The organism is Seohaeicola saemankumensis (assembly GCF_042678485.1).
Taxonomy (GTDB): Bacteria; Pseudomonadota; Alphaproteobacteria; order Rhodobacterales; family Rhodobacteraceae; genus Seohaeicola; species Seohaeicola saemankumensis.
In genome coordinates this window covers 83,288-108,375 of sequence record NZ_JBHTKR010000001.1, presented here as the reverse complement: position 1 = coordinate 108,375, position 25,088 = coordinate 83,288, and the positions used below count along the sequence as shown (strand labels likewise).

The following is a 25,088-nucleotide window of genomic DNA, read 5'->3' as shown; positions in this document are numbered from 1 at the left end:
CTTGATTTTGTTTGCACACGAATAAGAAATCGGGCCATGCCCGGCTGTCAAATCAAATGTGACGATCAGCCCACGAAAGCACGCTCGACCACGAAGGTTGCGGGCATGCTGTTTGATCCTTCCACAAGTCCGAAACCCTCCAGCGCGGCCTTGGTATCGCGCAGCATCGCCATCGAGCCGCAGATCATCCCGCGATCACTGGCAGGGTCGATCGGCGGCAGGCCAAGTTCCGCAAACATCCGCCCAGAGGCCATGAGGTCGGTCTGCCGCCCCATCCTGCCCGTCGCCTCGCGGGTGGTGGTGGCGTAGTGGATCAGCCCGCCGGCCACCTCGCCCACCAGAGGATCGGCGCGCAGGTCGCGGACCAGATCATGCCCATAGGTCAGTTCCGCCGCGTCGCGGCAGGTGTGGCACAGGATGACCTGTTCGAATTTCTCGTAAGTCTCGGGATCGCGGATCAGGCTGGCGAAAGGGGCAATGCCGGTGCCGGTGGCGAACATGTAGACGCGTTTGCCGGGCAAGAGCGCATCCAGAACCAGCGTGCCGGTGGGTTTCTTCTTCATCAGAACGGTATCGCCCGGCTGGATTCTTTGCAGATGTTCGGTCAGCGGGCCGCCGGGAACCTTGATCGAATAGAATTCGATCTCCTCGCCCCAGGACGGCGAGGCGATGGAATAGGCGCGCATCACGGGCTTCGCCGCATTGGGCAGGCCGATCATCACGAATTCACCCGACCGGAACCGGAAGGACGCAGGCCGCGTGATGCGGAAGCGGAACAGCCTGTCGGTGTAATGCTGCACCTCGGTCACGGTTTCGGCGAACATGCCCTCGGGCACGGGAAAGGTTTCGGCCTGGGAAAATGCGGTGTCGGGCATGGACCCTCCTGCGGGACTGGATCATCAATTCATTATTGTTAGTATGCAAACAATTTATCTGTCAATATCCTTGCTGCAACCAAGTGCAACCTGCCCCTTGATCGGTGCAAGGTTTCTGTTAGCGTTCTAACAAGTCACAGGAGAGAACCCATGGCAGACGCAGCCCCCCAGACGCTTGACGCAACCCATAAGCTTGTCATCCGCAACATCGGCCTGATGCTGTCAGGCAAGATCGAACAGCCCATCTATGACGCCGATTGCCTGATCGCGGTGGGCGGCAAGATCACCGCCTGGGGGCGTGAAAAGGACATGGATACCGAAGGTGCGGACACGCTGATCGACGCGAATGGCAGCACGCTTTGCCCCGGCCTGATCGACAGCCATGTGCACCCGGTGGTGGGCGATTACACCCCGCGCCAGCAACAGCTGCACTGGATTGATTCAACGCTGCATGGCGGGGTGACCACGCTGATCTCGGCCGGTGAGGTGCATATGCCGGGACGGCCAAAGGATATCGTGGGGCTGAAGGCGATGGCGATTGCATCGCAGCGCTGGTACGAGAATTTCCGCCCCTCGGGCGTCAAGGTGCACGCGGGCGCGCCGGTGATCGAGCATGGCATGGTCGAGGAAGATTTCGCCGATCTGGCGAAAGCGGGCGTCAAGCTGCTGGGCGAGGTGGGGCTGGGCACCGTCAAGGACGGCAAGACCGCGCGGCAGATGGTGGACTGGGCGCGCAAATACGGCATCCAGAGCACGATCCACACGGGCGGGCCGTCGATCCCCGGATCGGGGCTGATCGACGCCGACATGGTTCTGGAGACGGGCACGGATGTGGTGGGCCATATCAACGGTGGGCATTCCGCCCTGCCCGACGACCAGATCATCTGCCTGTGCGAGGGCTGCAAGGCCGGGCTTGAGATCGTGCATAACGGCAACGAACGGGCCGCCCTGCTGACGCTGAACACCACGCGCGAGCTGGGCAAGCTGGATCAGGTGATTCTGGGCACGGATGGGCCTGCGGGATCAGGGGTGCAGCCTTTGGGCATCCTGCGGATGATCGCCATGCTGTCGAGCCTTGGCAATGTGCCCGCCGAGGTCGCCTTTTGCTTTGGCACGGGCAACACCACGCGCCAGCGCGAGCTGGATACCGGCATGATCGAGGTCGGGCTTTGCGCCGATTTCGTTCTGATGGATCAGGCGCAGCACGCACCGGGCAAGACGATCCTGGAATCGGTGCAACTGGGCAACCTGCCGGGCGTGGGCATGACCATCATTGATGGCCGCGTGACCAGCCAGCGCAGCCGCAACACGCCCCCCGCAGGGCGGATTCCCGAGATCGTGAAAGCCTGAGTCGCGGCGCCGCGCGCGCGCGCTTCGCAGGACCGAAACGGAGCGTCGTTTTCGGCGGCTGATCCCGGACCGATGCGGGCTATTCTGGGCCGCATGGAAACCGGGGATCCGCCATGCAGGACAGGGCAAAAACACATACGTCGAAAAATCCGACACTACTGTCGTTTTTGTCGGTGACGGAACCGCGGCCATCGGACAGGATCGCGGCTGAATCGCGCGTCGTGCGTGGTGCAACCCCCTGTCCACTCCGGAGCCCCCGATGACCCAGACCGCCACCAAGGACCCCTTGCTGCAACCCTACCAGCTGGGCCATCTGACCCTGAAGAACCGGATCATGACCACCAGTCACGAACCGGCCTATCCCGAGGACGGGATGCCCAAGGACCGCTATCGCGCCTATCACGAGACACGGGCAAAGGCGGGTGTCGCGCTGACCATGACGGCGGGATCGGCGGCGGTGTCGCGCAACTCTCCGCCCGTCTTCAACAACGTGCTGGCCTACAAGGACGAGGTGGTGCCATGGATGCGCAACATCGCCGATGCCTGCCACAGCCATGGCTGCGCCGTGATGATCCAGCTGACCCATCTGGGGCGGCGCACCCATTGGGCCAAGGGCGACTGGCTGCCCGTGGTGGCCCCCGGCCCCTTCCGTGAACCCGCGCATCGCGCCTTTCCCAAGGTGATCGAGGATCACGAGATCGACCGCATCATCCAGGATTACGCCGATGCCGCCGAACGGATGCAGGCGGCGGGCCTGGATGGGGTGGAGTTCGAATGCTACGGCCATCTGATGGATCAGTTCATGTCGCCCCTGACCAATGCGCTGGATGCGCCCTGGGGTGGCGGGCTGGAGAACCGCGCGCGGTTCGCGCTTGAGGTGTATCGCGCCTGCCGCAAGCGGGTGGGCAACCGATTCCTGCTGGGCATGCGCTATGTCGCGGATGAGGCGGCCGAGGGCGGCATTCCCGTCGAGGAGGGCATTGCCATCGGACATATGTTCAAGCAGGCGGGTGTCGATTTCCTGAACGTGATCAAGGGTCAGATCCATACCGATGCGGCGCTGACCGATGTGATCCCGGTGCAGGGGATGCGATCCGCGCCGCATCTGGATTTCGCGGGCCGCATCCGGGCCGAGGTGGGCCTGCCCACGTTCCACGCCGCGCGCATTCCGGATGTGGCGACGGCGCGCCATGCCGTGGCCTCGGGCCAGCTGGACATGGTGGGGATGACCCGCGCGCATATGGCCGACCCGCTGATCGTGACCAAGATCATCGAAGGGCGCGAGGATGACATCCGGCCCTGCGTCGGCGCGAACTACTGCCTTGACCGGATCTACCAGGCGGGGGATGCGCTGTGCACCCATAACGCCGCTACCGGGCGCGAGTTGACGATGCCGCAAGACGACATGATCGCGCCCGCGCCTGTGCAAAAACGCGTGGTCGTGGTGGGTGCGGGTCCTGCGGGGCTGGAGGCCGCGCGCGTCGCCGCCATGCGCGGGCATCATGTGACCGTGTTCGAGGCGGCCCCCGATGCAGGCGGGCAATTGCGCCTTGCCGCGCAATCGCATCGGCGGCGCGAGATGATCGGGATCATCGACTGGCGCATGGCGCAATGTGCGGCGCGCGATGTGACCTTCCACTTCAACACCTATGCCGAAGCCGCTGACATCATGGCACAAAACCCCGATGTGGTGATCGTGGCCACGGGCGGCATGCCGCATACGGATGTGCTGGAGGACGGCAATGATCTGGTGGTATCAAGCTGGGATATCATCGCGGGCGATGTGAAACCCGGCGCCCGCGTCCTGATCTACGACGACGCGGGCGATCACCCGGCCTTGCAGGCCGCCGAAGTGATTGCGGGCAGCGGTGCCCATGTCGAGGTGATGACCCCCGACCGCAGCTTTGCCCCCGATGTGATGGCGATGAACCTGGTGCCCTATATGCGCGCGCTTCAGGACAAGGATGTCCGCTTTACAGTGACTTACAGGCTGAAATCGGTACTGAAGAACGGCAATCAGCTCAGCGCGGTCATCGGCACGGATTATTCCGGCCATCGCGAAACGCGGGACTTCGACCAGATCGTGGTCAATCACGGGACGCTGCCGCTGGACGAGCTTTATTTCGATCTGAAACCGCAATCCGCCAACAAGGGCGCTGTGGATCAGGACGCACTGATCGCCGGGCGCGCCCAGCCCTGGCAGGCCGCAGCAGATCAGTTCGTGCTGTATCGCATCGGCGATGCTGTAGCGGCCCGCAACACCCATGCCGCGATCTATGATGCGCTGCGTCTGGTCAAGGATATCTGACCATGCAAGGTAGAAATTTCTTGTCTTCGATCAACCATAACCCTTCATCATCCGCACAGGATCACTGTCATGCTTGACGATTCCGAACTTCAGTCGCTTCTGGACCAGCGCAAGCCGGCCCATTCCCTGCCCCGCCCCTTCTATACCGATCCCGATCTCTTTCAGGCGGATATGGACCGGATCTGGTATCGTGACTGGCTGTTTGCCATCGCGGCGGCCGAAGTGCCCAAGACCGGGTCTTACGTCACGCTGCAGATCGGGGCCTATTCGATCATCATCGTGCGCGGCGCGGATGGCACGATCCGGTCCTTCCACAATTCCTGTCGGCATCGCGGCAGCCGGATCTGTGCGGCGGACAAGGGTGCCGCGCCCAAGCTGGTCTGCCCCTATCATCAGTGGACCTATGAGCTGGACGGCAAGCTGCTTTATGCGCGTGACATGGGGCCGGATTTCAAGCCGCAGGATCACGGGCTGCGCGGCGTGCATTGCGCCGAGGCCGCGGGCATGGTCTTTGTCTGCCTGGCCGATGCGGCGCCGGATTTCGCGCCCGTGGCGGCGCAGATGGCCCGCTACATCACGCCTCATGATCCCGCGCAGCTGAAGGTCGCGCATCAAAGCACGATCGTCGAACAGGCCAACTGGAAGCTGGTTCTGGAAAACAACCGCGAATGCTATCACTGCTCGGGGTCGCACCCCTCGCTGTGCCGGACGTTCAACGATGATCCCGATCTGGTGGGCGCGGATGACAGCATCTCGTCCCCCGCCGGTCTGGCGCATGTGGAGCGGTGCGAGGCGGCGGGCCTGCCCTCGCGCTATGTGGCCGATCCTGACGACCAGTGGCGTCTGGTGCGGATCCCTTTCCTGGGGGCGGCGGTCAGCTATACGATGGATGGCAAGGCGGCGGTGGCGCGGCGCGTGGGCAATGTGCCCTTCGACAATGCGGGATCCTGCCTGTTCTTCCACTATCCGAACACCTGGAACCATTTCCTGTCCGACCAGGTCCTGCTGTTCCGCGTGATCCCCGTATCCGTCACCGAAACCCAGGTGACAACCACATGGCTGGTGCACAAGGACGCGGTGGAAGGAGTGGATTACGATCTGAACCGCCTGACCGAGGTCTGGATCCACACCAACGATGAAGATCGCCGGATTGTCGAGGAAAACCAGAAAGGTATCGCTTCGCCTGCCTATCTGCCGGGGCCCTATTCCCAAAAGCAGGAAAGCGGCGTGATCCAGTTCGTCGACTGGTATGCGAACACGATGCAGAAACGGCTGACCGGGCCGGCGCGCCCTGCCTCCAATATCGCGGCGGAGTGACCCGATGATCCCGATGCCCCGCGCCGATACACCCGTCTGGCAGGATAGCGAGCCGCTGGAATGCGTGGCCGTGGTGCCCGAAACCCCCGGCGTGCGGACCTTCGTGTTCCGCCCGCCTTCCGGGGCGACATTCGTCTATCGCGCGGGGCAGTTTCTGACGCTGGAATTGCCGCTGCCGGGCGGGACAGTTCAGCGGACCTACACGATTTCCAGCAGCCCGGTGGTGAACGCCTATGTTTCGGTCACGATCAAGCCGGGGCCGGACAGCGTGGCGGGCCGCTGGATGATGGAGAACCTCAAACCGGGGATGCGCCTGCGCGCCTTCGGGCCTGCGGGCCTTTTCCATCTGCCCCCACAACCCGAGGGGAAATACCTGTTCATCTCGGCCGGGTCCGGCGTGACGCCGGTGATGTCGATGGCCGCGACCCTGTTCGAGCGCGGCGAAGACCCCGACATGACCTTCATCCAATGCGCGCGGCGGCCGTCGGACCTGATCTTTCGCAAGCGGCTGGAATACATGGCCAGCCGCGTGCAGGGGCTGAAGCTGCATTTCGTGGTCAGCCAGGAAGACCCCTATGAGGTCTGGACCGGCTATCGCGGGCGCTTCAACCAGTTGATGCTGGGCCTCATGGCGCCGGATTACCTGGAGCGGGATGTCTATTGCTGCGGGCCGGACAGCTTCATGCAGGCGGTGCGGGACATGTTGAACGGGCTGGGCTTCGACATGACGCGCTATCATCAGGAAAGTTTCCACGCGCCTGCCGAGACCATGGCCGAATTGACCGAATTCGACGATGTGATCCCGCAAGAGGATGTCGGCGCCGAGGTGATCTTTGCCGCCGCGGGCCTGTCGGCGCGCTGTTCGCAGGCCGATACCGTGCTGAACGTGGCGCGGGGGGCGGGGCTGAACATCCCGTCGGGGTGCCAGTTCGGCATCTGCGGCACCTGCAAGATCCGCAAGATTTCGGGCGATGTGCATATGGTACATAACGGCGGCATCAGCGAGGATGACGTGGCCGAAGGCTATATCCTGGCCTGCTGCTCGCACCCTATCGGCAAGGTCGAGGTCGAGGCCTGATCAGTCCCCGCCCCGCCTGCGGCGCGCCTGACCGGCAGGCGGCAGGTGCCGGGCGCGGAAGCGTTCCACCTCGGATGCGGTGGGGCTGCGCCCGGTGAACACCTCGATATAGTTGGGCATCCGGTCGACACGCACCTGCGTGTCTTCCTGCACCATCATCGACACATAGCCGACCTGCGTATAGTAGATCGTGAAGGCGCGGATGCGCGCATCCTCGGCCGTATAGCCGAACCGTTCGAACATGGCGGCGATTGCGTCGATCCTGTCGGCGTCGTTACCCTCCAGTATGGCGCGCAGGGCCGGGTCGCCCAAAGCCCAGTTGCGGATCGCATGATCCAGCCGCGCGTCGAAAAGATCGGGGCGCAGCCAGCAATCGAAGATGTTGAACACCGCTTCGGTGATGGTTTCGGCATAGGCGCGGGTCTGGCCGATCAGGTTGCCGGTGTTCTTGTCCCGCCAGCGCGTGACCAGCGCGGCCAGCAGCGCCTCGCGGCTGTCGAAATGGCCGTAGAAACTTGTGCGCGACAGGCCAAGCGTCTGGGCCAGCGGCAAAACCTTGACCGCATCCACCCCCTTTTCGATCAGCAGATCATAGGCCGCGTTCAGCCACAGATCCTCGGACCCGCGCCAGCCGCTTTTCTTCTCGGGGGATTGTTCGTTCATGGGACATGTCTAGCAAGGGTGCGGCGGTGTCGCAATTGTCATCGCGGGACCGCTCTGCGCGCCCCTGTGGCAGCGCGCAGGCGTTTCCTGTCAAGCAGCCGCTATTGCAACCGCATCAGCAGCGCCGCCGTCAGCTTGGCGCGTTCGGGCAGGCTGGACACTTCGATATGTTCGCCCAGCGTATGCAGGCCCTTGCCGCGCACGCCGATGGAATCCAGCGTGGGAATGCCCATGAAGCCGGTGAAGTTGCCGTCCGATCCGCCGCCCGAACTGGCGCCGGTCAGGTCGAACCCCAGCTCGGCGCAGATCTCCTTGGCGATGTCGAACATGGCCATGGTGCCGGGCTGGTTGGGTTCCCACACGGGCCGGGTCACGCCGCGCGTCACCTCGAAGCTGACGCCGTTTTCCTCGCCCTGAAGCGCCATCATGGCCGCCACACCGCGATCAAGGTCTTGCTGCGTCTTGGCCATGGTGAGGGCCTGCGCCTCGCAGGTTGATGACACGCAGTTCACCCATTGCCCGGCGTGGATGACGCCGACCGAAAAGGTGCAGTCATCGCTGGTCATCGCCTCGATCTCGAGGATCTTCTTGGCCATGGCGGCAATCGCCGACCGGCCTTCGGACAGCGCCCATCCGGCATGGCTGGGCCGGCCCACCGTCCGCAGGTTGAAACGCGCGATGGCATAGCGGCCGATCACGGCGCCGCCGTCCTGCTTGGCGGGTTCGGGGACAAGGACATACTTGTTCTTGGCCGCTTCCGCCTCGATCAGGTCGCGGGTCGAAGGCGTGCCCACCTCCTCATCCGGGGTAAACAGAACCGTCACCGGCAAGGGCGTCTGCATGCCTGCGGCGGCCAGCGCCTTGATCGCCTCGAGGCTTATGAAATTGCCGCCTTTCATGTCCATGATGCCGGGGCCGTAGCAGATGCCGCCTTCGCGCTTGAAGGGCAGCTTTTCAAGCGTGCCGATGGGATGGACCGTGTCCATATGGCCCGCGATCAGGATACCCGGCTTGCCGAAATCGGGATGCGGAAAGCGCGCGCGAACCGAACCGCCAAAGCCCATGCGGCCGGGGATGCGTTCCACCACCGCGCCCGCGACCGTCAGGTCATAGGCGGCAAGGTCCATCATCCGGTTGACGGCATCGGCATCATAGGTCGGGCTTTCGCATTCGATCCACGGCCTGAGCCGCGCCACCATGTCATCGGCGTCGAATGGCAGATCGAGCGGGTTCATCCAGCGGCCTCCGCCACATTGTCACCCAGGGACAGGCGGCGTTCCACCACCCGCGCCATGATGGATGCGCCCACCGGCAGCAATTCAGCGCCAAGCACGAAGCCAGGATTGTGCAGCGGCACGGTGCCCGTGTGACCCACGCGGCAATAGGCGCCGGGCACGACCTTGAGCATGTCGGCGAAATCCTCGGACCCGGTTGCAGGTTCGTCGGTGCGGCTGATCATCTCCTCGCCCACGATGTCGCGGGCGGCATCCATATAGGCATCCGACAGGTCGCCGTCGTTCATCAGCACGTCGAAGACATTGCGCAGATCAACCTTGATCTCCGCCCCGAAGGCGGCACCGAAACCGGCGCAGATTTCCTTCATCCGGGTTTCGGCGATCTCGTAGACGGAGTCCTTGAAGTAGCGGATCGTGCCGCAGATTTGGGCGGTTTCGGGGATCACGTTATAGGCGCTGCCCGCGTGGATCTGGGTGACGGAGAGCACGCAGGTATCCAAGGGCGCAACGTTGCGGGCCACGATGGTCTGCAACTGGCCCACAAGGGCCGAGGCGGTGACCAGCGCGTCGCGCGATTGCTGCGGCATGGCGGCATGGCTGCCCTTGCCGGTCACGGTGATGTCGAAGAAAGCAGCCCCTGCCATGGCGGCACCCTTGCAGATACCCACCGTGCCCGGCTGACCATTGGGCGAGTTGTGCATCCCGTAAATCTCGTCACAGGGGAAGCGGTCGAAAAGGCCATCGGCCAGCATGCCGCGCGCGCCGCCCAGACCTTCCTCGGCGGGCTGGAAGATCATGATGGCCGTGCCATCGAAATTGCGCGTGGCGGCCAGATGCTTGGCGGCCCCCAGCAGCATGGTCGTGTGGCTGTCATGGCCGCAGGCATGCATCTTGCCGGGGTTTTTCGAAGAATAGGGCAGGTTCGTCTGCTCGTGGATCGGCAACGCGTCCATATCGGCGCGCAGACCCACGCGCTTGCCGCCCGCATCCTTGCCGCCGCGCCCGTAGATGATGCCGACGACGCCGGTGATGCCGATGCCGGTATGCACCTCATCGACGCCATAGCCGCGCAGCTTCTCGGCCACGATGGCGCTGGTGCGCTGCTCTTCCAGGCCGATTTCCGGGTGGGCGTGCAGGTCCTTGAAGATCTCGGTCAACTCGGCGGTGCTTTCCGCGATCACGGGCAGGATGTTCATGTCTCTCTCCTCGGTATTGTCATGCGAAAGGATCAGGCGGCGCCCAATTCCCGGAAATTGGCGAAATCCCAGGCGCGGCCGGGGGCGGCCTCGATCAGGGATTTCGTGTATTCATGCTGCGGGTCGGCCAGAACGGCGGCGGCGGGGCCCTGTTCGACGACCACGCCGCGCTGCATCACCAGCACGTCGTCACAGATCTGCGCGGCAACGCGCAGGTCGTGGGTGATGAAGACGATGGTGATGCCAAGGCTTTCCTGAAGATCATTGAGCAGATCCAGCACCTGCGCCTGAACCGATACGTCAAGGGCCGAGACGGCCTCGTCCGCGACAAGAACGTCGGGCTGCATCATCACTGCGCGCGCAATGGCGATACGCTGGCGCTGCCCGCCCGAGAACTGGTGCGGATAACGGTCAAGGCTGTCGCGGGGCAGGCCCACGATCTCCATCAGCTCGGCCGCGCGGGCCATGGCGTCGCGGGGTGACGTGCCATAGTTGACCGGCCCTTCGATCAGGCTGCGCCCGACCGTCCAGCGCGGGTTGAGCGAGCGGAACGGATCCTGGAACACCACCTGCAAATGCTGCCGGTGGGGTTTCAGCTGCGCCCGGTTGAGGTGGGCAATGTCAGTGTCGCGCAGGCGGATCGACCCTGCGGTGGGCGCGATCAGCCGCATGATGCAGCGCGCCACGGTGGATTTGCCGGAGCCGGATTCCCCCACGATCCCCAAGGTACGGCCACGGGCCACGGTGAATGTCACCTCTTTCGCGGCATGGGTGCCGGGACGTTTGACGAAGAAGCCGCCACCGCCATAGATCATGTCCAGCTTGTCCACCTTGAGGACCGGATCGCCACCAGGGGCCGCGCGGGGTGCGCGCGGGATCAGGCTGGGCACGGCGCGCAGCAGGTTCTGGGTGTAATCCTGCTTGGGCGCGCGCAGCAGCGTCTCGATCGGCGCATGTTCCACCAGATCGCCGGATTTCATCACATAGACGGTATCGGCGATTTCGGCCACGACGCCCATGTCATGGGTGATGAACAGCACGGCGGTGCCATGCTTTTCCTGAAGTTCCGCGATCAGCGACAGGATCTGCTGTTGCGTGGTCACATCGAGCGCGGTGGTGGGTTCGTCCGCGATCAGCAGTTCAGGCTCCAGCACCAGCGCCATGGCGATCATGATCCGCTGGCGCTGTCCGCCGGACAACTGGTGCGGATAGCTGCGGTGGATGCGTTCCACATCGGGCAGGTGCACCTGTTCCATGATGTCGATGACGCGCGCGCGGCGTTCGTCGGCCGACAGGTTGGTATGGCTTTCCAGCACCTCTTCGATCTGGTCGCCCACGCGCATCACGGGGTTCAGCGCGGTCATCGGTTCCTGAAAGATCATCGCCACGCGACGCGCGCGGATGTCCTGCATGGCCGAGGGCGACTGTTCCAGCAGATCAGTATCCGACAGGGTGATCTTGCCGCCCGTCACGAACAGCGCGTCCTTGGGCAGAAGCCCCATGATCGCCAGCGAGGTGACGGATTTGCCCGAACCGGATTCCCCCACGAGGCACACGGTTTCCCCCTGCCGGATCGTCAGGCTGATCCGGTTCAGCACCGGCGGGGCCTTGGCGGCGGGGGGCAGGCTGACGGTCAGGTCACTGACCGTCAGGACGGTTTTCGCATCGTCGAAATTGCGCGTCTTGAACAGCATCGGCTTATTCCCCCCGTTTCTTCAGGCGCGGGTCCAGCATGTCGCGCGCGGTATCGCCCAGCAGGTTGATCGACAGGATGCACAGCGACAGCATCAGGCCGGGCCACAGGATCAGTTCAGGCTTCACGCGGAAATATTGCCGCCCTTCGGCCATGATGTTCCCCCAGGTCGGGATCTCGGTCGAGACACCCGCACCCAGGAAGGACAGGATCGCCTCGGTCAGGATGGCCGAGGCCAGGATATAGGTGCCCTGCACGATCAGCGGCGCCATCGTGTTGGGCATCAGGTGCTGGAACAGGATCTTGGGCATGGAAGAGCCCAGGGCGATCGCCGCCTCGACATAGGGTTCTTCACGCGCGGTCAGCACGACCGAGCGGACAAGCCGCACCACGCGGGGGATTTCCGGGATCGTGATCGCCATGATCACCGAGGTGATCGACGGGCCGTTCAAGGCCACCAGCGCGATGGCCAGCAGGATCGACGGGATCGCCATCAGACTGTCCATGATCCGCATGATGATCGTATCGGCCAGCCGGAAAAACCCGGCCACCAGACCGATGATCAGACCGATGAAGACCGACACGATGGCGGCGCCGATCCCGATCAGCAACGACACCCGCCCGCCGATCAGCACGCGCGAATAGATGTCGCGTCCGAAAGGGTCGGTGCCCAGCATATTGGCGTCGCTTGGCCCTTGCAGGCGGTTCATCGGGTTCATTTCCAGCGGATCGAACGGGGCCAGCCAGGGCGACAGCAACGTGACGATCACGATCATCACCAGAACGGCGGCGGCGATCATCGGGCCGGCACCCAGTTTGGCCAGCGACGGGATCGAGAAAAGCCGCAGCACCGATTGCAAGGCCGAGGACGGGGGCGCGTAATGGGACATCAGTAACGGATCCTCGGGTCAAAGACGGTATAGGAGATGTCGATGATCAGGTTGACCACGACATAGGTGGCACTGGTGATCAGGATCATCGCCTGGATCACCGGATAGTCGCGCGCCAGGATCGCATCGACGGTCAGGCGGCCGATACCGGGGATGTTGAACACGCTTTCGGTCACCACCACGCCCGAAATCAGCAGCGCGAAACCGGTGCCGATCACGGTCAGGATCGGAACGGCGGCATTGCGTAGCGCATGGCGGAACAGCACGCGGCTTTCCTTGACGCCCTTGGCGCGAGCGGTGCGGATATAATCCTCGCCAAGCACTTCGAGCATCGAGGCGCGCGTCATCCGCGCAATCAGCGCGATATAGATCGTGGCAAGCGTCAGCGATGGCAGGATCGCGCGATACAGAAACTCGGCAAAACCCTTCTCGGTCGGCGAGGCATAGCCCTGCACCGGCAGCCAGCCCAGCGAGATCGAAAAGACCAGGATGAACAGGTAGCCGATCACGAAGACCGGCACCGAAAAGCCCATCACCGAAAAGCTCATGACCGCATAATCGACCCAGGACCGGTGCCGCCATGCCGCCAGCACGCCCATCGGGACGGCGATGGCGACCGCGATCACGATGGTCAGCAGCGCCATGTTGATCGTCGGAAAGATACGCTGCCCGATCATCGTGGTGACCGGCGTCCCCGAGATCAGCGATGTCCCAAGATCGCCCTGCAACAGGCTGCCCATCCAGGTGAAGAACTGCGTCAGCAAGGGCTTGTTCAGGCCCATGGCCTCGCGGATGCGTTCAAGCTGCTCGGGCGTGGCCATGTCGCCCGCGATGATCGCGGCCGGATCGCCAGGCGTCAGGCGCAGCAGAAGGAAAACGAAGATCGCGACGATCAGCATGACGGGAATGATCGCCAGGATGCGTCGGAGGATGTAACCCAGCATCGGGGGGGAACCCTTTCGGCGGATAAGAGACAGGTCAGTTTCGCAGGACCCGGATGTGCAGAGCCTGCGGGCAGAAGAACCCGGCGCGCGCGTGGCGCGCCGGGTTTGGTCAGACCGGGAAGGTCACTCTTTCTTGACGTTCCAGAACACCGGCACCGGCGAGGGCAGCATGTCGGTGATGGTGGCGCGACGCGCCTGCGGCAGGGCGTACTGACCAACCGGCACATAGAGAACCTGCTCCATGTTGTGCATCTGGATCTTCTTGGCCACGGCCTGCTGTTCTTCCAGCGTCTTGGCGGCGATGAAGTCGGCCTTCAGACCTTCGACAACCGCATCGTCCGGCCAGCCGAACCAGGCCGAGTCGCCACGGCCGTTCAGCATCGGCGACACCAGCGGGCTGGAGATTTCCGGCACCAGCCAGTTGGTGAAGAAGATGTTCCAGCCACCATCGGCGGGTGCGTTCTGGCTGGCGCGGCGGGTCACCAGCGTCTGCCAGTCCATCGGCTGCATGTCGACGTTGAAGCCTGCATTACGCAGCGCCTGGGATGCCACGACCGGCTGTGCCGCCAGCGCCACCACGTCGGTCGGCGCCATCAGGACGATCGGCGTGCCATCGTAACCGGCCTCGGCCAGCAGGGCCTTGGCCGCTTCCAGATCGCCACCCGAGGTCAGGCTTTCCGACCCGCTCGTGTCGGCCAGCGGGGTGCCGCAACCGAAGATCGCGCCGCAGATCGAATAGTAATCGGGGTTACCCACCAGCGCGGCCAGGATCGCCTGCTGATCCAGCGCCTTCATGGCGGCCTGGCGGACCTTGACGTTGTCGAAGGGCGGATGCTTGAAGTTCATCCGGCCGATGGTCTGATAGCCCAGCGGTTCGCGCTTTTCAAAGACCACGTCGGGATCGCCTTCCAGCAGCGGCAGCAGGTCGACCTGCACGGATTCGATGTAGTCGATCTCGTTCCCCAGAAGCGCGTTGATCGCGGTCGAGGCGTCGGGCATCGTCGACCAGACGACCTTGTCCACGTTCACGACCTTGCCGCCGGCCATGTTGTCGGCAGGCTCGGCGCGGGGAACGTAATCCTCGTTCTTGATGTAGGTAACGCTGACGCCGGGCTGGAATTCGGCCTCGACGAAGCGGAAGGGGCCAGAGCCCACATGCTCGGTGATCGCGGTATCGGCCGGGGTGGCTGCCACGCGCGCGGGCATGATGAAGGGCGGCAGCGCCGATTGCTTGCCCAGCGTGTCCAGCAGCGGGGCGAAGGGTTCGTTCAGGGTCCAGACCAGCGTCTTGTCATCGGTCGCGGTCAGGCTGGCGGTCTTGTCCATGATGATCTGGCCGCCGGAATCCTTGGTCGCCCAACGCTTGAGCGAGGCTTCGGCATCGGCCATCGTCACCGGTGTGCCGTCATGGAACTTCAGGCCGTCGCGCAGGGTGAACGTATAGACCAGCCCGTCATCGGACACGGTCCAGTCGGCCATCTGCGGCTGCGGCTTGAATTCGCCGTCAACGGCCACCAGTACGTCATAGATCATATAGGCATGGTTGCGGGTGATATGCGCGGTGGTGATCACCGGATCCAGCACGCGCAGGCCGGAATGCATCACGGCCGTGATCGTGGTCTCGGCCCAGGCGGCGCCGGCACCGGCCAGCGCGGTCGAGGCCATCAGCGCCCCTGCCATCAGGCTGCGGACGCGGGTGGCGCCCTTTGAACGGAAACTTTGAAGTGTCATTTTTTTCTCTCTCTGTTGCAGTTCGGGTGGTGGTCATGTGCCCCTGTTTCTGTGACGGGTACACAAGGGTGAAATCGTTGCTCAGCTCTCCTCAAGGCTTGGTTCGGGGGTCGGGGTCGCACACCAGCGCGCCCCAAGCGGCTCCAGCTTCATGCCCGGCGCCAGACGCGTCCACGGCAGGCTGGCCGGGCTGATCGGCATGGGGCCGGGCGCTGTGCACACCAGTATCGTTTCGGCGATCGGCTGGAAATCCGCGCGGAAGTGAACCGAGCTCTTGTTGACCAGGATTGCCTGTTTGGTAGGCTCTATGCCCACGAAACGGTACATCTGTTGATCAGCCATCTGCGCCTTGTAGGTGGATACGACCACGCGCACGTCACCGATCCGCAGGCAGGCCGAGGGCCCCAGATCCAGCTGCGCGCCGCCATAATAGGGACCGGAGGCGATGAATTTGCCATCCGACAGGGTTTCGACGGTGAAAAGCGCCTGAAACGGGCTGTCACCGGGAATACCCGAAAATCCGCCCAGCGCGATGTCGATCTGCGCCCCCTGCCCCGCGGCATGGGCGGCAGCGGCGGCGGCCGGATCGACGATGATGCCGGTCGCGGCGCGCTTGGCGCCGGCGCGCACGAGGGCGCGCAACATGCCGGTTGTGTTGCTGTCGCCACCCGCGCCGGGATTGTCCTGCGTATCGGCGATCACGACGGGTTTCGTGGCGGTGGCGGCGATGCGAATTGCCGCGGCCACGCCCGCGTCGGGATCGAAGGCTTGGCCTGCAAAGGCAGGCTCGGCCCGGTTCACATCGGCCGCAACGGCATCCGCCGCAGCATCTGCGGCCGCCTGCGTCGCACCATAGGCCACGACCGTCGGCCCGCATTCGGGGAAATCCGCGGCCGGAAAGCCGGGGAAAAAGGACACTGTCGCGACATCGCCACCTTCAAGCGCGGCCATGCGGGCATAGATGCCGGCCGCGGGTTCCATCACCGTGCTCTGCCATGCGATCGGGATCAGGAAATCCATGCGCCGGAACGCCTTGGCAAAGGGCTTGCCGCGCGCCATCAGCGCATCCAGCTGCATCGCGGCCCGGCGCCCCGTCTCGGCCATGTCCACATGCGGATAGGTGCGAAACCCCACCAGCGCATCGGCGGCCTCGACCATTTTCGCGGTGATGTTGCCATGCAGGTCCAGCGCCGCGACGATCGGCACATCGGGGCCCACGACATCCCGCACCCTTGCGATCAGCGCGCCTTCGCCGTCATCCTCATGTTCGGCCACCATCGCCCCGTGCAGATCCAGAAACACGCCGTCCAGCGGCCCTGCCGCACGGATGCCATCGACGATTTCGGCCGTGATCCGGTCATAGGCGTCACGCGTGACATGCGCCGAGGGGATCGCACCGCACCACAGGATCGGCACCATGCCCCATCCCGCAGCCTCGCCATGTGCAACGGCGCCGCCGATCCCCAGATTGATGTCACGCCCCGCCGTCATCAGCGCAGGACCACGCGCCATCGGCATATAGCCACCGCCCTGCACAAAGCAGGCCATGTCTGCAGGACTGGGCGCGAATGTGTTGGTTTCGTGCAGGAAACCCGCCAGCGCCACACGTCTTGTCATCTGTCCAGGGTCCCCCGTCGTTCCATGGCGATCCATCGCGCCCCACCTGCCAAGGCCCTGCCCGACAAGAAACGTAAAGCAGTTAGTGTATTGCCAGGCGATATGCTTGCATCGTAAATTGAGCGTAGAACCGTGCTTGCCCCGAAGTCAACCGGAGTCGCTGACAAGATGACACGAAACACGCTCCGCGCCGAATCCGGTGTTCGATATTTAAGCGACGAACAGCGCGCGGACCCGTTATTTACCAATTCGATCGCGCGCGCGATGCAGGTTCTGGCGGCATTCCACCACGCCGACCGGCCCCTGTCGCTGGCCGAAATCGCAAGCCGCGCCGGGGTGGATCGCAGCGCCGCACAGCGAATCGTCCACACCCTGCGCAGCCTTGGCTATATCCGCCGCGACGATGAGGATCGCGGCTTTCTGCCCGGCATCCGCCTGCTGGATCACACGCTGGATTTTCTGCGGCTTAACCCGCTGATCCAGCGCGCCACGCCTGTGCTGCTGGAGTTGCGGCGCAACGTGCGCGAAAGGGTCGACCTGTCGCTTTTTGACGGGCAGCGCGTGGTCTATGCGGCACGGATGCAAAGCAAACGCGAGACATTCTATGCCACGCTGGTGGGCCATAGCGTGCCGACCTTCTGCTCGTCCGGCGGCTGGGCCATCATGGCCCGCCTGCCCGAACCAGAGGCGCGCGAGATCATCGAGGCGTCGGATCGTACGCCCTTCACGCCGCGCACCCTGACCGATCCCGACGCGATCATCACCGAGATCGGCGAGACACGCGCGCGCGGCTACAGCATCGCGGTCGAGCAGATATTGCTGGGCGAAGTGGCCATCGGCGTTGCGGTCACAGGTCCCCAGGGGCGCCCCGTCGCCGCGATCCATGTGGCCGGGTCACTGGCCGAATGGACGCCAGAGGATTTCAGCACCCGCGTTGCCCCCCTTGCGCTGGAAGCGGCGCGCGCCATCAGCCAGATCTGACCAGACGACCGGAGCCCCAGAACATGACCACATACCACCTGCCCGGCCTTGCCGCCGCCGCCACGCTGAAGATCGACCGCTGGGGTCTGGCCCATATCCGCGCCGAAGGGCTGCATGACCTGTTCTTTGCCCAGGGCTTCAACGCGGCGCGCGACCGGCTGTGGCAGATCGACCTGTGGCGCAAGCGCGGGCTGGGGCTGCTGGCGGCGGATTTCGGCCCCGGCTACCTGATGCAGGATCGCGCGGCGCGACTGTTTCTGTATCGCGGTGACATGGCGCCGGAATGGGCCGCCTATGGCGATGACGCGCAGATGATCTGCACGGCCTTCGCGGCGGGCATCAATGCCTGCGTCGATCAGATCCTGGCGGGCAAGATGCCGCTGCCCGCGGAATTCGCGGCCCTTGGCACCCAGCCCGCGCATTGGGCGGCCGATGATGTGGTACGCATCCGCACCCATTGCCTGACGCGCAACGCGGCCTCGGAACTGGCGCGCGCGCAGGTGCTGGCGCTGGCCGATCCTGACACGGACCTGTTGCGCGTGCCGCTGAACCCAGCCGTTCCAGCGTCCGAATGGGCGGTGAATGCGGGCGCGGGCCTTCCCGCCCATGCGCTGGCGGTGTTTGAACTGGCGACCGCGCCGGTGACCTTTTCGCCCGACCGTCTGGCCGCAGGTCTGGATCAGGCCGCGCGCTGGTCCCGCGTCGATCCGCGCAAGACCGTGGTGCAGGCCCCCAGCATGGAAGGGTCGAACAACTGGGTCGTATCGGGCGCGCGCACCGCATCGGGGCGGGCGATCATGGCCAGCGACCCGCACCGGGCGCATGCGGCGCCAAGCTTGCGCTACATGGTGCATCTGACAGCCCCCGGCATCGACATCATCGGCGCGGGAGAGCCGTCAACCCCGGGCATCATGGCGGGGCATAACGGGCATGCGGCCTTCAGCCTGACCATCTTCTGCGCGGATCAGGAAGATGTCATGGTCTATGACACCGCCCCCGATGCGCCCACCCGCTATCGCCATTGCGATGGGTGGGAGAAGATGCAGACCGTGACCGAGGTTTTCGCGGTCAGGGGCCACCCCGACCAACGGCTTGATCTGCGCTTTACCCGCCATGGCCCTGTCGTGTGGGAAGAACCGGGCCGCGCGCTGGCGTTGCGGACCGTTTTCACCGAGCCGGGCACCGCCCCCTATATGGCCAGCCTCAAGTCCATGCGCGCGACCACATGGGAAGGGTTCAAGACTGCGGTGGACACATGGGGCGCGCCTTCGGTCAATCTGGTCTATGCCGATGTGACCGGCGATTTCGGCTGGCAGGCGGCGGGCTATGTACCGATCCGCGATGGCTGGCGCGGCCTGGTGCCCGTGGCCGGTGACGGGCGGTTCGAATGGCAGGGGTTCCTGACCGCCAGCACCCTGCCCCGGCTGGACAATCCCGCGCAGGGTTTCGTGCATTCCGCCAACGAGATGAACCTGCCACCTGCCGCGCAGGCCGGCCCCGCCATCGGGCATGAATGGTTCATGGATCAGCGCGCCGCAAGGATCGCCGCCGCCCTGGGCGCGCGGGACGATCACGACCTGGCATCGTCAACCGCACTTCAGACCGACACAGGATCACCCTTTGCCGCGCGGCTGATCGCGCTTTTGCCGCAGGACGCGCCGGGGCGCGATCTGCTGGCGCTCTGGGATGGACGGTCAGAGGTGGAATCGGCCCCTGCCCTGCTTTACGAGGTCTGGCTATCCTCGCATCTGCGTCCCGCCCTGCTGGACCGGGTCGCGCCCGATCCCGATCTGCGGCGCTTTCTTGTGCCGGGTAACGTCCCGGTGGTGACCGAATTGCTGGAAGGCAAGCATCCCGCGCTGGCGGCCCGCGCGGGGCTGGATGCGCCCGGTGCGCAGGACGCGCTGCTGCGCGACACGCTGACGTCGGCACTGGCCGATGTGACAGGGCGCTTCGGCACGGATCCCACGGCCTGGCGCTGGGGCGATCTGCATCATGGCTGGTTCGATCATGCGCTGACGCCGCTGGGGACCAGCTTCGACCTTGGTCCCTGGCCAAAGGGCGGCGGCAATACCTCGATCATGCTGGCGCATCACGAGGCGTCGGACTACCGGGTCCGCATCGGGGCCAGCGTGCGGATGGTGATCGACCTGGGCGACTGGGACGCAAGTGTCTGGATCAATGCGCCGGGGCAATCAGGGATGCAGGACAGCCCGCATTTGGCCGATCTTGCGCCGCTCTGGGCGGCGGGCGAATACGTCCCGCTGGCCTATTCCGCAGCGGCGGTGGAGGCCGTCACGGTCGAGACGATCACCCTTTTGCCCGGCTGACCGGACGCTTTGCGGACTTAGCGGCGCAACCGCGCCACGATCTGCCCGGCCAGCTGGTCGATCGCCTGGCCCTGCGCCGCGGCGATCGCGGCGGGCCCCTGGGCGGTCAGGGGCACGCGGATGTCGAAACGTTCTAGCACCTCGCGGGCGCGGCCATCAAAGCTGGCCACGGCATATTGTCCGGCAATCTGGAAGGTCCCGTCGGCACGGGCGACCATCGCGTCGATCCGCACATCGAGACGGCCCGCAGCCGGTTCGGACAGCGGCCAGGGTTCCGCCGCCACCGATGCCGTGGTTTGCAGATCAAGGCTGCGCGCCAGGGCTGCCGTGACCGCACGGGCCGAACTGTCGGCCCATTCCGAACCGGCCACCGGGCGCAGCGCGCCATCCTGTTCCTGCTGCAGGATCTCGCTGCCCTCGGCATAGGCGGGCAGGACCACATCGCGCAGCTCAAGGCTGGCCAGACGCAGCGGGACGGGTTCCGCAACGGGTGCGGGTTCCACCAGGTAACGCGCGGCGGTATCGCCACAGGCGGCCAGCGCCAGGGTCAGGGTCAATGCGATGGGAAGGGAAAAACGGCTTTTCATGGTTAACGTCCGATCAGAAGGGAATTCGGGTTGCGTTCGATGGCGCGGGCCAGCTGCGTGACCGCGCGGGCCGTGTCGCGGAACTCGCGCATCACCTGCATGGCCTCGGTGTTGAAATCGGACCTTGCGCCATAGGCCGCAATCAGCCCGTCCGCCTGCGCGACCAGCCGCTCCAGCCGTTGCGACAGTTCCGGCAGGCTTTGCATCGCCTGGGCCACGGATTCGGCGGCGGACCGGGTCGAGGCCAACGTGCGGTTCACGTTCTCGACCGCCTCGCCTTCGCGCAGGGCCGCAAGGACCTGGCTGACCTCGGCCAGGGCACTGGCAAGCGCGGGCGGCAGCGCGCGCATCTCGTCGGAACCGATCAGCCGGTCCGTGCTTTCGACCAGGCGGGTCGCGGCGGCAGCCAGCGTCTCGATCTCGACACCGCTTGCGCGCGCGACAAGCCCCCTGATATCCGCGACCAGCGCCGGGATCTCACCCGAGGCGGTGGCGGTATTCGCGGCAATCGTGTCGGCGCTTTCCAGCACCGTCACCAGCTTGTCGATCGCGCCGCGCAGGCGCAATTCCTCGACCATGCCGCGCACTTCGGCCAGACCGCCGCGCAGCTCGCCCGGCAGCGCCTGGGTATCTTCGCCACCCACAAGGGCGCGGATATCCTCGATCAGCGCCAGCGCCGCATCCGGGGCCTGCCGCGTCCCGTCCGAGGACACGACCGCCTCGATCGAAGCCATAAGCGTGATCGCCTGGTTCATCAGATCCTCGACCGGCAGCGCATTGATCCGCTCCAGCACGCCTTCGGCCGTTGCAGTGAAATCCGGCAGTTCCGATTTGACCGAAGGCAGGACGATCATGCCATCCTCGCGCTGCTCGAGCGTGGCGGGCGTGGCGTCAGGCAGTTCGGCCAGTTCGATCACCAGGGACGCCGTGAACAGGCTTGATGTCGCAAGCTGCGCGCGCAGCCCCTGATCCACCGCCTCGCGCAGGAACGCGACCGTGGCCTCTGGACCGGCCTCGGCCGGCAGGCCCAGGGCCTGCGGGTCCAGCGCGATCGTGGTGCGCAGGCGCACCCCGCGCGGGCTGCCCCGATCAACCAGCACCGCGCCGATCGCCCGCACCTCGCCCACGCGCAGGCCACGGAAACGGACGGGCGATCCGACGGCCAGACCGTTCACCGATCCGTCAAACTCGATCACCATCTCGACCGCGTTGGCGCCGACCCCGGTGAACAGGCTCTGGCGGGCTGCGGTCTCGTCCGGGAAGAGGTCAAAGATATAACCGGGGTTCAACGGCGCTCCGCCCGAAAAGATCGTATCGAAGGCAATGCCCCCCGTGACCAGCGCCGCCAGGTTGCCCACGTCCAGCGACAGCCCGCCCGTCCCCAGCGACACCGTGAAACCCGATGTATCCCAGAACCGCGTCGCCGTGGTCAGGCGGCGATCATGGGGCGCCATGATGAAGGCGTCGAACACCACGCTGTCACTCGACAGGATCAGGCGCGGGGTCTCGATATGGCCGACTTCGATTCCGTGAAACAGGATCGGCGCACCCGCGGAGATCCTGTTGGCATCCCGGGTACGCAGGGTGATCCGCGTACCTTTCTGGCCCTCGCGGATCAAGGGCGCGCTGTCCATGCCGGTAAAGACGCGGGCCTCAACGTCGGCCACGGGCGTGAAGGAGGTTTCGATATAGACGCCTGACAGCACCGTCGACAGCCCCGTGATACCGCGGGCGCTGACCTCGGGCTGCACTACCCAGAACTGTGCATCGTCTGGCAGCGTATCGGCCACCTCGCGGTCGACCGAGGCCGTGACCAGCACCCGTGCCAGATCAGGGGTAAAGCGCACCTCCTCGACCGTGCCGATTACCACGTCGCGATAGCGGATCGTGGTCTCTCCGGGCCTGACCCCCGAGGCGTTGAGAAAGGAAATCTCGATCGACACGCCGCGCGCGGCATAGGTCTGCCACGCGATGCCCAGCGACACCACCAGAGCCAGGATCGGCACCAGCCAGATCAGCGACAGGTTGCGCCAGAACGACCGTTTCGGCGGATCGATCCGCATCTGGCCCGGTGTCTGGCCCGGTGTCTGGCCCGATGTCGGGGTGGTATTGTCGGTACTCATGAAATCTTGTCCTGTTCTGCGTCCCAGATAAGACGGGGATCGAAACTCAAGGCCGCCAGCATGGTGAAGGCGACAGACAGCGAGAAACTGACAGCCGCAATTCCGGGGTTGATTGTTGCTGCGAAGTCCAGTTGCACCAATGCGGAGAGAATGGCCACCACGAAGACGTCGATCATCGACCAGCGCCCGATGAATTCGACAACCTCGAACAGGTGCTGGCGCCTGTGCAGATCCTGCCCCTGGCGCAGGCGGCCGCCAAGACGGCTGCGGGGATCCACGACCAGCGCAAGATAGCCGATGGCCAGGAATTTGCCGACCGGGATCAGCACGCTGGCCACGAACACGATCAGCGCCACGCCGTAAGACCCGTAATGCATCAGTTCCACAACACCGCCGATGATCGTGTTTTCCGTCGTGCGGCCAAAACTGGTGGTCAGCAGCATCGGGTAGATATTGGCGGGTACGTAGACGACCATACCGGCAAAAAGCCAGGCCCAGACCTTTTGCAGGCTGCCCGGCATGCGACTGTGCAATGGCGCGCCACAGCGACCGCAACGGGCCGTGCCCATCGGATGCACGCGTCCGCAGCTGTGGCATCCCACAAGCCCGGCCTGCCGCGCGGTCAGGATCTGCGCGCCATCGTTGCTGTGCGGGGGTGTCATGGGCGCCGCCGCTCCTCGAGGGTTTTCCAGACGGTCAGGCGGCACATGTAGTTGTCGTTCAGCACCGTCACCAGAACAAGGGCCGCAAAGGTCCAGAAGGCCGGGCCAATGCCCAGGCGTGCCAGCCCGGCCACCTTGACCAGCGCCACCGCCACACCGACGATGAAGATCTCGGCCATCGCCCAGGGGCGCAGCGCCTGCGCCAACCGAAAGGCGGCAACGCCATGCCGCGCCCTGTGCCAGCCCAGTGCCATCGGCGCCAGCGCGTAAAGGATGCTGGCCAGGCGCACCACGGGCAGCACGATGATCAAGGCCGCCACCACGAAGGTCAGCGGCAACAGCAGCCCGGACGAGAAGGCCAGAACCGCATCCAGCAGCGACGACTGGCGCACCATTCCGCCGGCACTGAGTTCGAGAAACGGAAAGAACACCGCCGCCACCATCAGAACCAGCGCCGTTGCGGCCAGCATCACGATCCGCGTCATGGCCCCCTCGCGCGGCGCCATCAAGATCGTGCCGCACCGATGACAGCGCGCCCGCACACCCGCCGGAACGGGGCGATCGACCTGCAACGCGTCGCAGGTCGGGCAGGCAATCAGCTGCGACGGATCCAGCCCGGCAAGGCTGTCCCGACGATCGGTGGTGCTCATCTGCTCTGTGGCGTGCGTCATCACCATATCTTCTAGGTCGCGCGCGACAGATGCAAGGCGGCACTGACGCGAATGTGACGGGGCGGTGGTTCTAGGGGCGGGGGTTTAAAGGGCGGGGGATTTGCGCGCCAGGCCGCCTGCGGGCCCTCTCGCGGGGTGTTGCGAACACGATCGGGGGTTTTCACGGGCGGCTGCGGCAGGCAGACTGCACCGATCCACCTGACAGGACCGCCATGCCACTCATTGACCCCGCCCGATCCGCATTGCTGGTGATTGATGTTCAGGCCCGCCTGATGCCAGCCATCGACCAGGCCGCGATCCGCATCGGAAACACCGCACGGCTGATCAAGGCGGCGCAGATGCTTGGCCTGCCCCGCCATGTGACCGAACAGAACCCCGCGCGCTTGGGGGCCACGATCCCCGAGCTGGAGATCGCGCCGGGCGAGGCGCTGCCCAAGATGACCTTTGACAGCCTGCGCGATCCGGCCATTGCCACCCGGCTGGGCGGTGATGTCGCACTGGTGGTCTGCGGCTGCGAGGCCCATGTCTGCGTGCTGCAAACGGTCCTTGCCCTGCGTGCAGCGGGGCGCACGGTGCATGTTGTGGCCGACGCCACCGGATCACGCACCGAGGCCAACCGCACCGCCGGACTGGACCGGATGCGCGCACACGGGGCCGATATCGTGACGACCGAGATGGTCCTTTTCGAATGGCTGGGCAGCGCCGCGAATCCCGCCTTCAAGGCTTTGATGCCCCTGATCAAATAATCGCGTGACGCGGCCTGCCGGGGCAGGGCACCATGCAAGGACCGGCGGAAAGCAGCCAGCCCTCGCGATTTCGGCGGGAAACAGCCGCTTC

Annotated in this window: 20 protein-coding genes; 7 read left to right on the top strand and 13 right to left on the bottom strand. The window is 64.9% G+C overall.

The annotated features are described in order from the left end of the window. Positions 1–65: 65 nt before the first annotated feature. Complete coding sequence (locus tag ACFQ3C_RS00495; RefSeq protein ID WP_380788125.1) at positions 66–875, bottom strand: ferredoxin--NADP reductase; 810 nt, start codon at positions 873–875, stop codon at positions 66–68. 150 nt (positions 876–1,025) lie between these two features. Between ACFQ3C_RS00495 and ACFQ3C_RS00490 the strand changes: the two genes are divergently transcribed. The 4 genes from ACFQ3C_RS00490 (at position 1,026) to ACFQ3C_RS00475 (ending at position 6,928) form a co-directional block, all read left to right on the top strand. Next, on the top strand, positions 1,026–2,225 hold the full coding sequence (locus ACFQ3C_RS00490; RefSeq protein WP_380788122.1) for an amidohydrolase family protein: 1,200 nt from the start codon (positions 1,026–1,028) through the stop codon (positions 2,223–2,225). Positions 2,226–2,484: 259 nt separating this feature from the next. Then, complete coding sequence (locus ACFQ3C_RS00485) at positions 2,485–4,533, top strand: oxidoreductase (RefSeq protein WP_380788118.1); 2,049 nt, start codon at positions 2,485–2,487, stop codon at positions 4,531–4,533. A 69-nt stretch (positions 4,534–4,602) separates the two neighbouring features. Next, positions 4,603–5,850: an aromatic ring-hydroxylating oxygenase subunit alpha gene (locus tag ACFQ3C_RS00480; RefSeq protein ID WP_380788115.1), complete on the top strand. Its 1,248-nt coding sequence runs from the start codon at positions 4,603–4,605 to the stop codon at positions 5,848–5,850. Between the two features lie 13 nt (positions 5,851–5,863). Continuing rightward, entirely contained in the window at positions 5,864–6,928 is a 1,065-nt protein-coding gene (locus ACFQ3C_RS00475; RefSeq protein WP_380789097.1) for a 2Fe-2S iron-sulfur cluster-binding protein, read from the top strand. Here ACFQ3C_RS00475 and ACFQ3C_RS00470 read toward each other — a convergent pair whose 3' ends face one another. The 8 genes from ACFQ3C_RS00470 to ACFQ3C_RS00435 form a co-directional block, all read right to left on the bottom strand. Beyond that, positions 6,929–7,591, bottom strand: coding sequence for a TetR/AcrR family transcriptional regulator (locus ACFQ3C_RS00470; RefSeq protein WP_380788113.1), 663 nt, complete (start codon positions 7,589–7,591; stop codon positions 6,929–6,931). Positions 7,592–7,692: 101 nt separating this feature from the next. Then, positions 7,693–8,826 carry a M20/M25/M40 family metallo-hydrolase gene (locus tag ACFQ3C_RS00465; RefSeq protein ID WP_380788111.1) on the bottom strand — a complete coding sequence of 378 codons (1,134 nt, stop codon included), beginning with the start codon at positions 8,824–8,826 and terminating at the stop codon, positions 7,693–7,695. Next, entirely contained in the window at positions 8,823–10,022 is a 1,200-nt protein-coding gene (locus ACFQ3C_RS00460; RefSeq protein ID WP_380788109.1) for a M20 aminoacylase family protein, read from the bottom strand. The genes ACFQ3C_RS00465 and ACFQ3C_RS00460 overlap by 4 nt, the downstream gene beginning before the upstream one ends. Before the next feature lie 32 nt (positions 10,023–10,054). Next, a complete protein-coding gene (locus ACFQ3C_RS00455) occupies positions 10,055–11,716 on the bottom strand; it encodes an ABC transporter ATP-binding protein (RefSeq protein ID WP_380788107.1) in 1,662 nt (553 codons plus the stop codon). 4 nt (positions 11,717–11,720) lie between these two features. Further along, complete coding sequence (locus ACFQ3C_RS00450; protein ID WP_380788105.1) at positions 11,721–12,605, bottom strand: ABC transporter permease; 885 nt, start codon at positions 12,603–12,605, stop codon at positions 11,721–11,723. Further along, the gene (locus ACFQ3C_RS00445; protein ID WP_380788103.1) at positions 12,605–13,549 is read right to left on the bottom strand and encodes an ABC transporter permease; all 945 of its coding nucleotides are present in this window, start codon (positions 13,547–13,549) and stop codon (positions 12,605–12,607) included. Before ACFQ3C_RS00445 ends, ACFQ3C_RS00450 begins: the two co-directional genes overlap by 1 nt. Positions 13,550–13,672: 123 nt before the next feature. Continuing rightward, on the bottom strand, positions 13,673–15,280 hold the full coding sequence (locus ACFQ3C_RS00440) for an ABC transporter substrate-binding protein (protein ID WP_380788101.1): 1,608 nt from the start codon (positions 15,278–15,280) through the stop codon (positions 13,673–13,675). 81 nt (positions 15,281–15,361) lie between these two features. Continuing rightward, a complete protein-coding gene (locus ACFQ3C_RS00435) occupies positions 15,362–16,897 on the bottom strand; it encodes a M81 family metallopeptidase (protein WP_380788100.1) in 1,536 nt (511 codons plus the stop codon). Positions 16,898–17,065: 168 nt separating this feature from the next. Here ACFQ3C_RS00435 and ACFQ3C_RS00430 point away from each other — a divergent pair, with 168 nt between their 5' ends. Both ACFQ3C_RS00430 and ACFQ3C_RS00425 read left to right on the top strand, forming a co-directional pair. Continuing rightward, positions 17,066–17,878: an IclR family transcriptional regulator gene (locus tag ACFQ3C_RS00430; protein WP_380788098.1), complete on the top strand. Its 813-nt coding sequence runs from the start codon at positions 17,066–17,068 to the stop codon at positions 17,876–17,878. A 23-nt stretch (positions 17,879–17,901) separates the two neighbouring features. Further along, complete coding sequence (locus tag ACFQ3C_RS00425) at positions 17,902–20,208, top strand: penicillin acylase family protein (RefSeq protein ID WP_380788097.1); 2,307 nt, start codon at positions 17,902–17,904, stop codon at positions 20,206–20,208. Between the two features lie 17 nt (positions 20,209–20,225). On the opposite strand, the gene ACFQ3C_RS00420 is transcribed toward ACFQ3C_RS00425, so the two are convergent. From ACFQ3C_RS00420 to ACFQ3C_RS00405, 4 genes are read right to left on the bottom strand one after another with little or no spacing between them, the layout of a single operon-like run. Next, entirely contained in the window at positions 20,226–20,795 is a 570-nt protein-coding gene (locus ACFQ3C_RS00420) for a PqiC family protein (protein ID WP_380788096.1), read from the bottom strand. A 2-nt stretch (positions 20,796–20,797) separates the two neighbouring features. Beyond that, positions 20,798–22,918, bottom strand: coding sequence for an MlaD family protein (locus ACFQ3C_RS00415; RefSeq protein ID WP_380788094.1), 2,121 nt, complete (start codon positions 22,916–22,918; stop codon positions 20,798–20,800). After that, the gene (locus ACFQ3C_RS00410) at positions 22,915–23,580 is read right to left on the bottom strand and encodes a paraquat-inducible protein A (RefSeq protein WP_380788092.1); all 666 of its coding nucleotides are present in this window, start codon (positions 23,578–23,580) and stop codon (positions 22,915–22,917) included. Before ACFQ3C_RS00410 ends, ACFQ3C_RS00415 begins: the two co-directional genes overlap by 4 nt. Further along, on the bottom strand, positions 23,577–24,251 hold the full coding sequence (locus ACFQ3C_RS00405; protein WP_380788090.1) for a paraquat-inducible protein A: 675 nt from the start codon (positions 24,249–24,251) through the stop codon (positions 23,577–23,579). Before ACFQ3C_RS00405 ends, ACFQ3C_RS00410 begins: the two co-directional genes overlap by 4 nt. A 212-nt stretch (positions 24,252–24,463) precedes the next feature. On the opposite strand from ACFQ3C_RS00405, the gene ACFQ3C_RS00400 reads away from it, so the two are divergent. Then, entirely contained in the window at positions 24,464–24,997 is a 534-nt protein-coding gene (locus ACFQ3C_RS00400) for an isochorismatase family protein (protein ID WP_380788088.1), read from the top strand. Positions 24,998–25,088 lie beyond the last annotated feature (91 nt).

Bases quoted from the DNA above. Each gene is read 5' to 3' on its own strand.
- ACFQ3C_RS00445 (WP_380788103.1), bottom strand. From the start codon at position 13,549: ATGCTGGGTTACATCCTCCGACGCATCCTGGCGATCATTCCCGTCATG.
- ACFQ3C_RS00410 (WP_380788092.1), bottom strand. From the start codon at position 23,580: ATGACACCCCCGCACAGCAACGATGGCGCGCAGATCCTGACCGCGCGG.
- ACFQ3C_RS00490 (WP_380788122.1), top strand. From the start codon at position 1,026: ATGGCAGACGCAGCCCCCCAGACGCTTGACGCAACCCATAAGCTTGTC.
- ACFQ3C_RS00420 (WP_380788096.1), bottom strand. From the start codon at position 20,795: ATGAAAAGCCGTTTTTCCCTTCCCATCGCATTGACCCTGACCCTGGCG.
- ACFQ3C_RS00450 (WP_380788105.1), bottom strand. From the start codon at position 12,605: ATGTCCCATTACGCGCCCCCGTCCTCGGCCTTGCAATCGGTGCTGCGG.
- ACFQ3C_RS00425 (WP_380788097.1), top strand. From the start codon at position 17,902: ATGACCACATACCACCTGCCCGGCCTTGCCGCCGCCGCCACGCTGAAG.
- ACFQ3C_RS00430 (WP_380788098.1), top strand. From the start codon at position 17,066: ATGACACGAAACACGCTCCGCGCCGAATCCGGTGTTCGATATTTAAGC.
- ACFQ3C_RS00440 (WP_380788101.1), bottom strand. From the start codon at position 15,280: ATGACACTTCAAAGTTTCCGTTCAAAGGGCGCCACCCGCGTCCGCAGC.
- ACFQ3C_RS00465 (WP_380788111.1), bottom strand. From the start codon at position 8,826: ATGAACCCGCTCGATCTGCCATTCGACGCCGATGACATGGTGGCGCGG.
- ACFQ3C_RS00475 (WP_380789097.1), top strand. From the start codon at position 5,864: ATGCCCCGCGCCGATACACCCGTCTGGCAGGATAGCGAGCCGCTGGAA.
- ACFQ3C_RS00415 (WP_380788094.1), bottom strand. From the start codon at position 22,918: ATGAGTACCGACAATACCACCCCGACATCGGGCCAGACACCGGGCCAG.
- ACFQ3C_RS00405 (WP_380788090.1), bottom strand. From the start codon at position 24,251: ATGACGCACGCCACAGAGCAGATGAGCACCACCGATCGTCGGGACAGC.
- ACFQ3C_RS00480 (WP_380788115.1), top strand. From the start codon at position 4,603: ATGCTTGACGATTCCGAACTTCAGTCGCTTCTGGACCAGCGCAAGCCG.
- ACFQ3C_RS00495 (WP_380788125.1), bottom strand. From the start codon at position 875: ATGCCCGACACCGCATTTTCCCAGGCCGAAACCTTTCCCGTGCCCGAG.
- ACFQ3C_RS00470 (WP_380788113.1), bottom strand. From the start codon at position 7,591: ATGAACGAACAATCCCCCGAGAAGAAAAGCGGCTGGCGCGGGTCCGAG.
- ACFQ3C_RS00485 (WP_380788118.1), top strand. From the start codon at position 2,485: ATGACCCAGACCGCCACCAAGGACCCCTTGCTGCAACCCTACCAGCTG.
- ACFQ3C_RS00435 (WP_380788100.1), bottom strand. From the start codon at position 16,897: ATGACAAGACGTGTGGCGCTGGCGGGTTTCCTGCACGAAACCAACACA.
- ACFQ3C_RS00400 (WP_380788088.1), top strand. From the start codon at position 24,464: ATGCCACTCATTGACCCCGCCCGATCCGCATTGCTGGTGATTGATGTT.
- ACFQ3C_RS00455 (WP_380788107.1), bottom strand. From the start codon at position 11,716: ATGCTGTTCAAGACGCGCAATTTCGACGATGCGAAAACCGTCCTGACG.
- ACFQ3C_RS00460 (WP_380788109.1), bottom strand. From the start codon at position 10,022: ATGAACATCCTGCCCGTGATCGCGGAAAGCACCGCCGAGTTGACCGAG.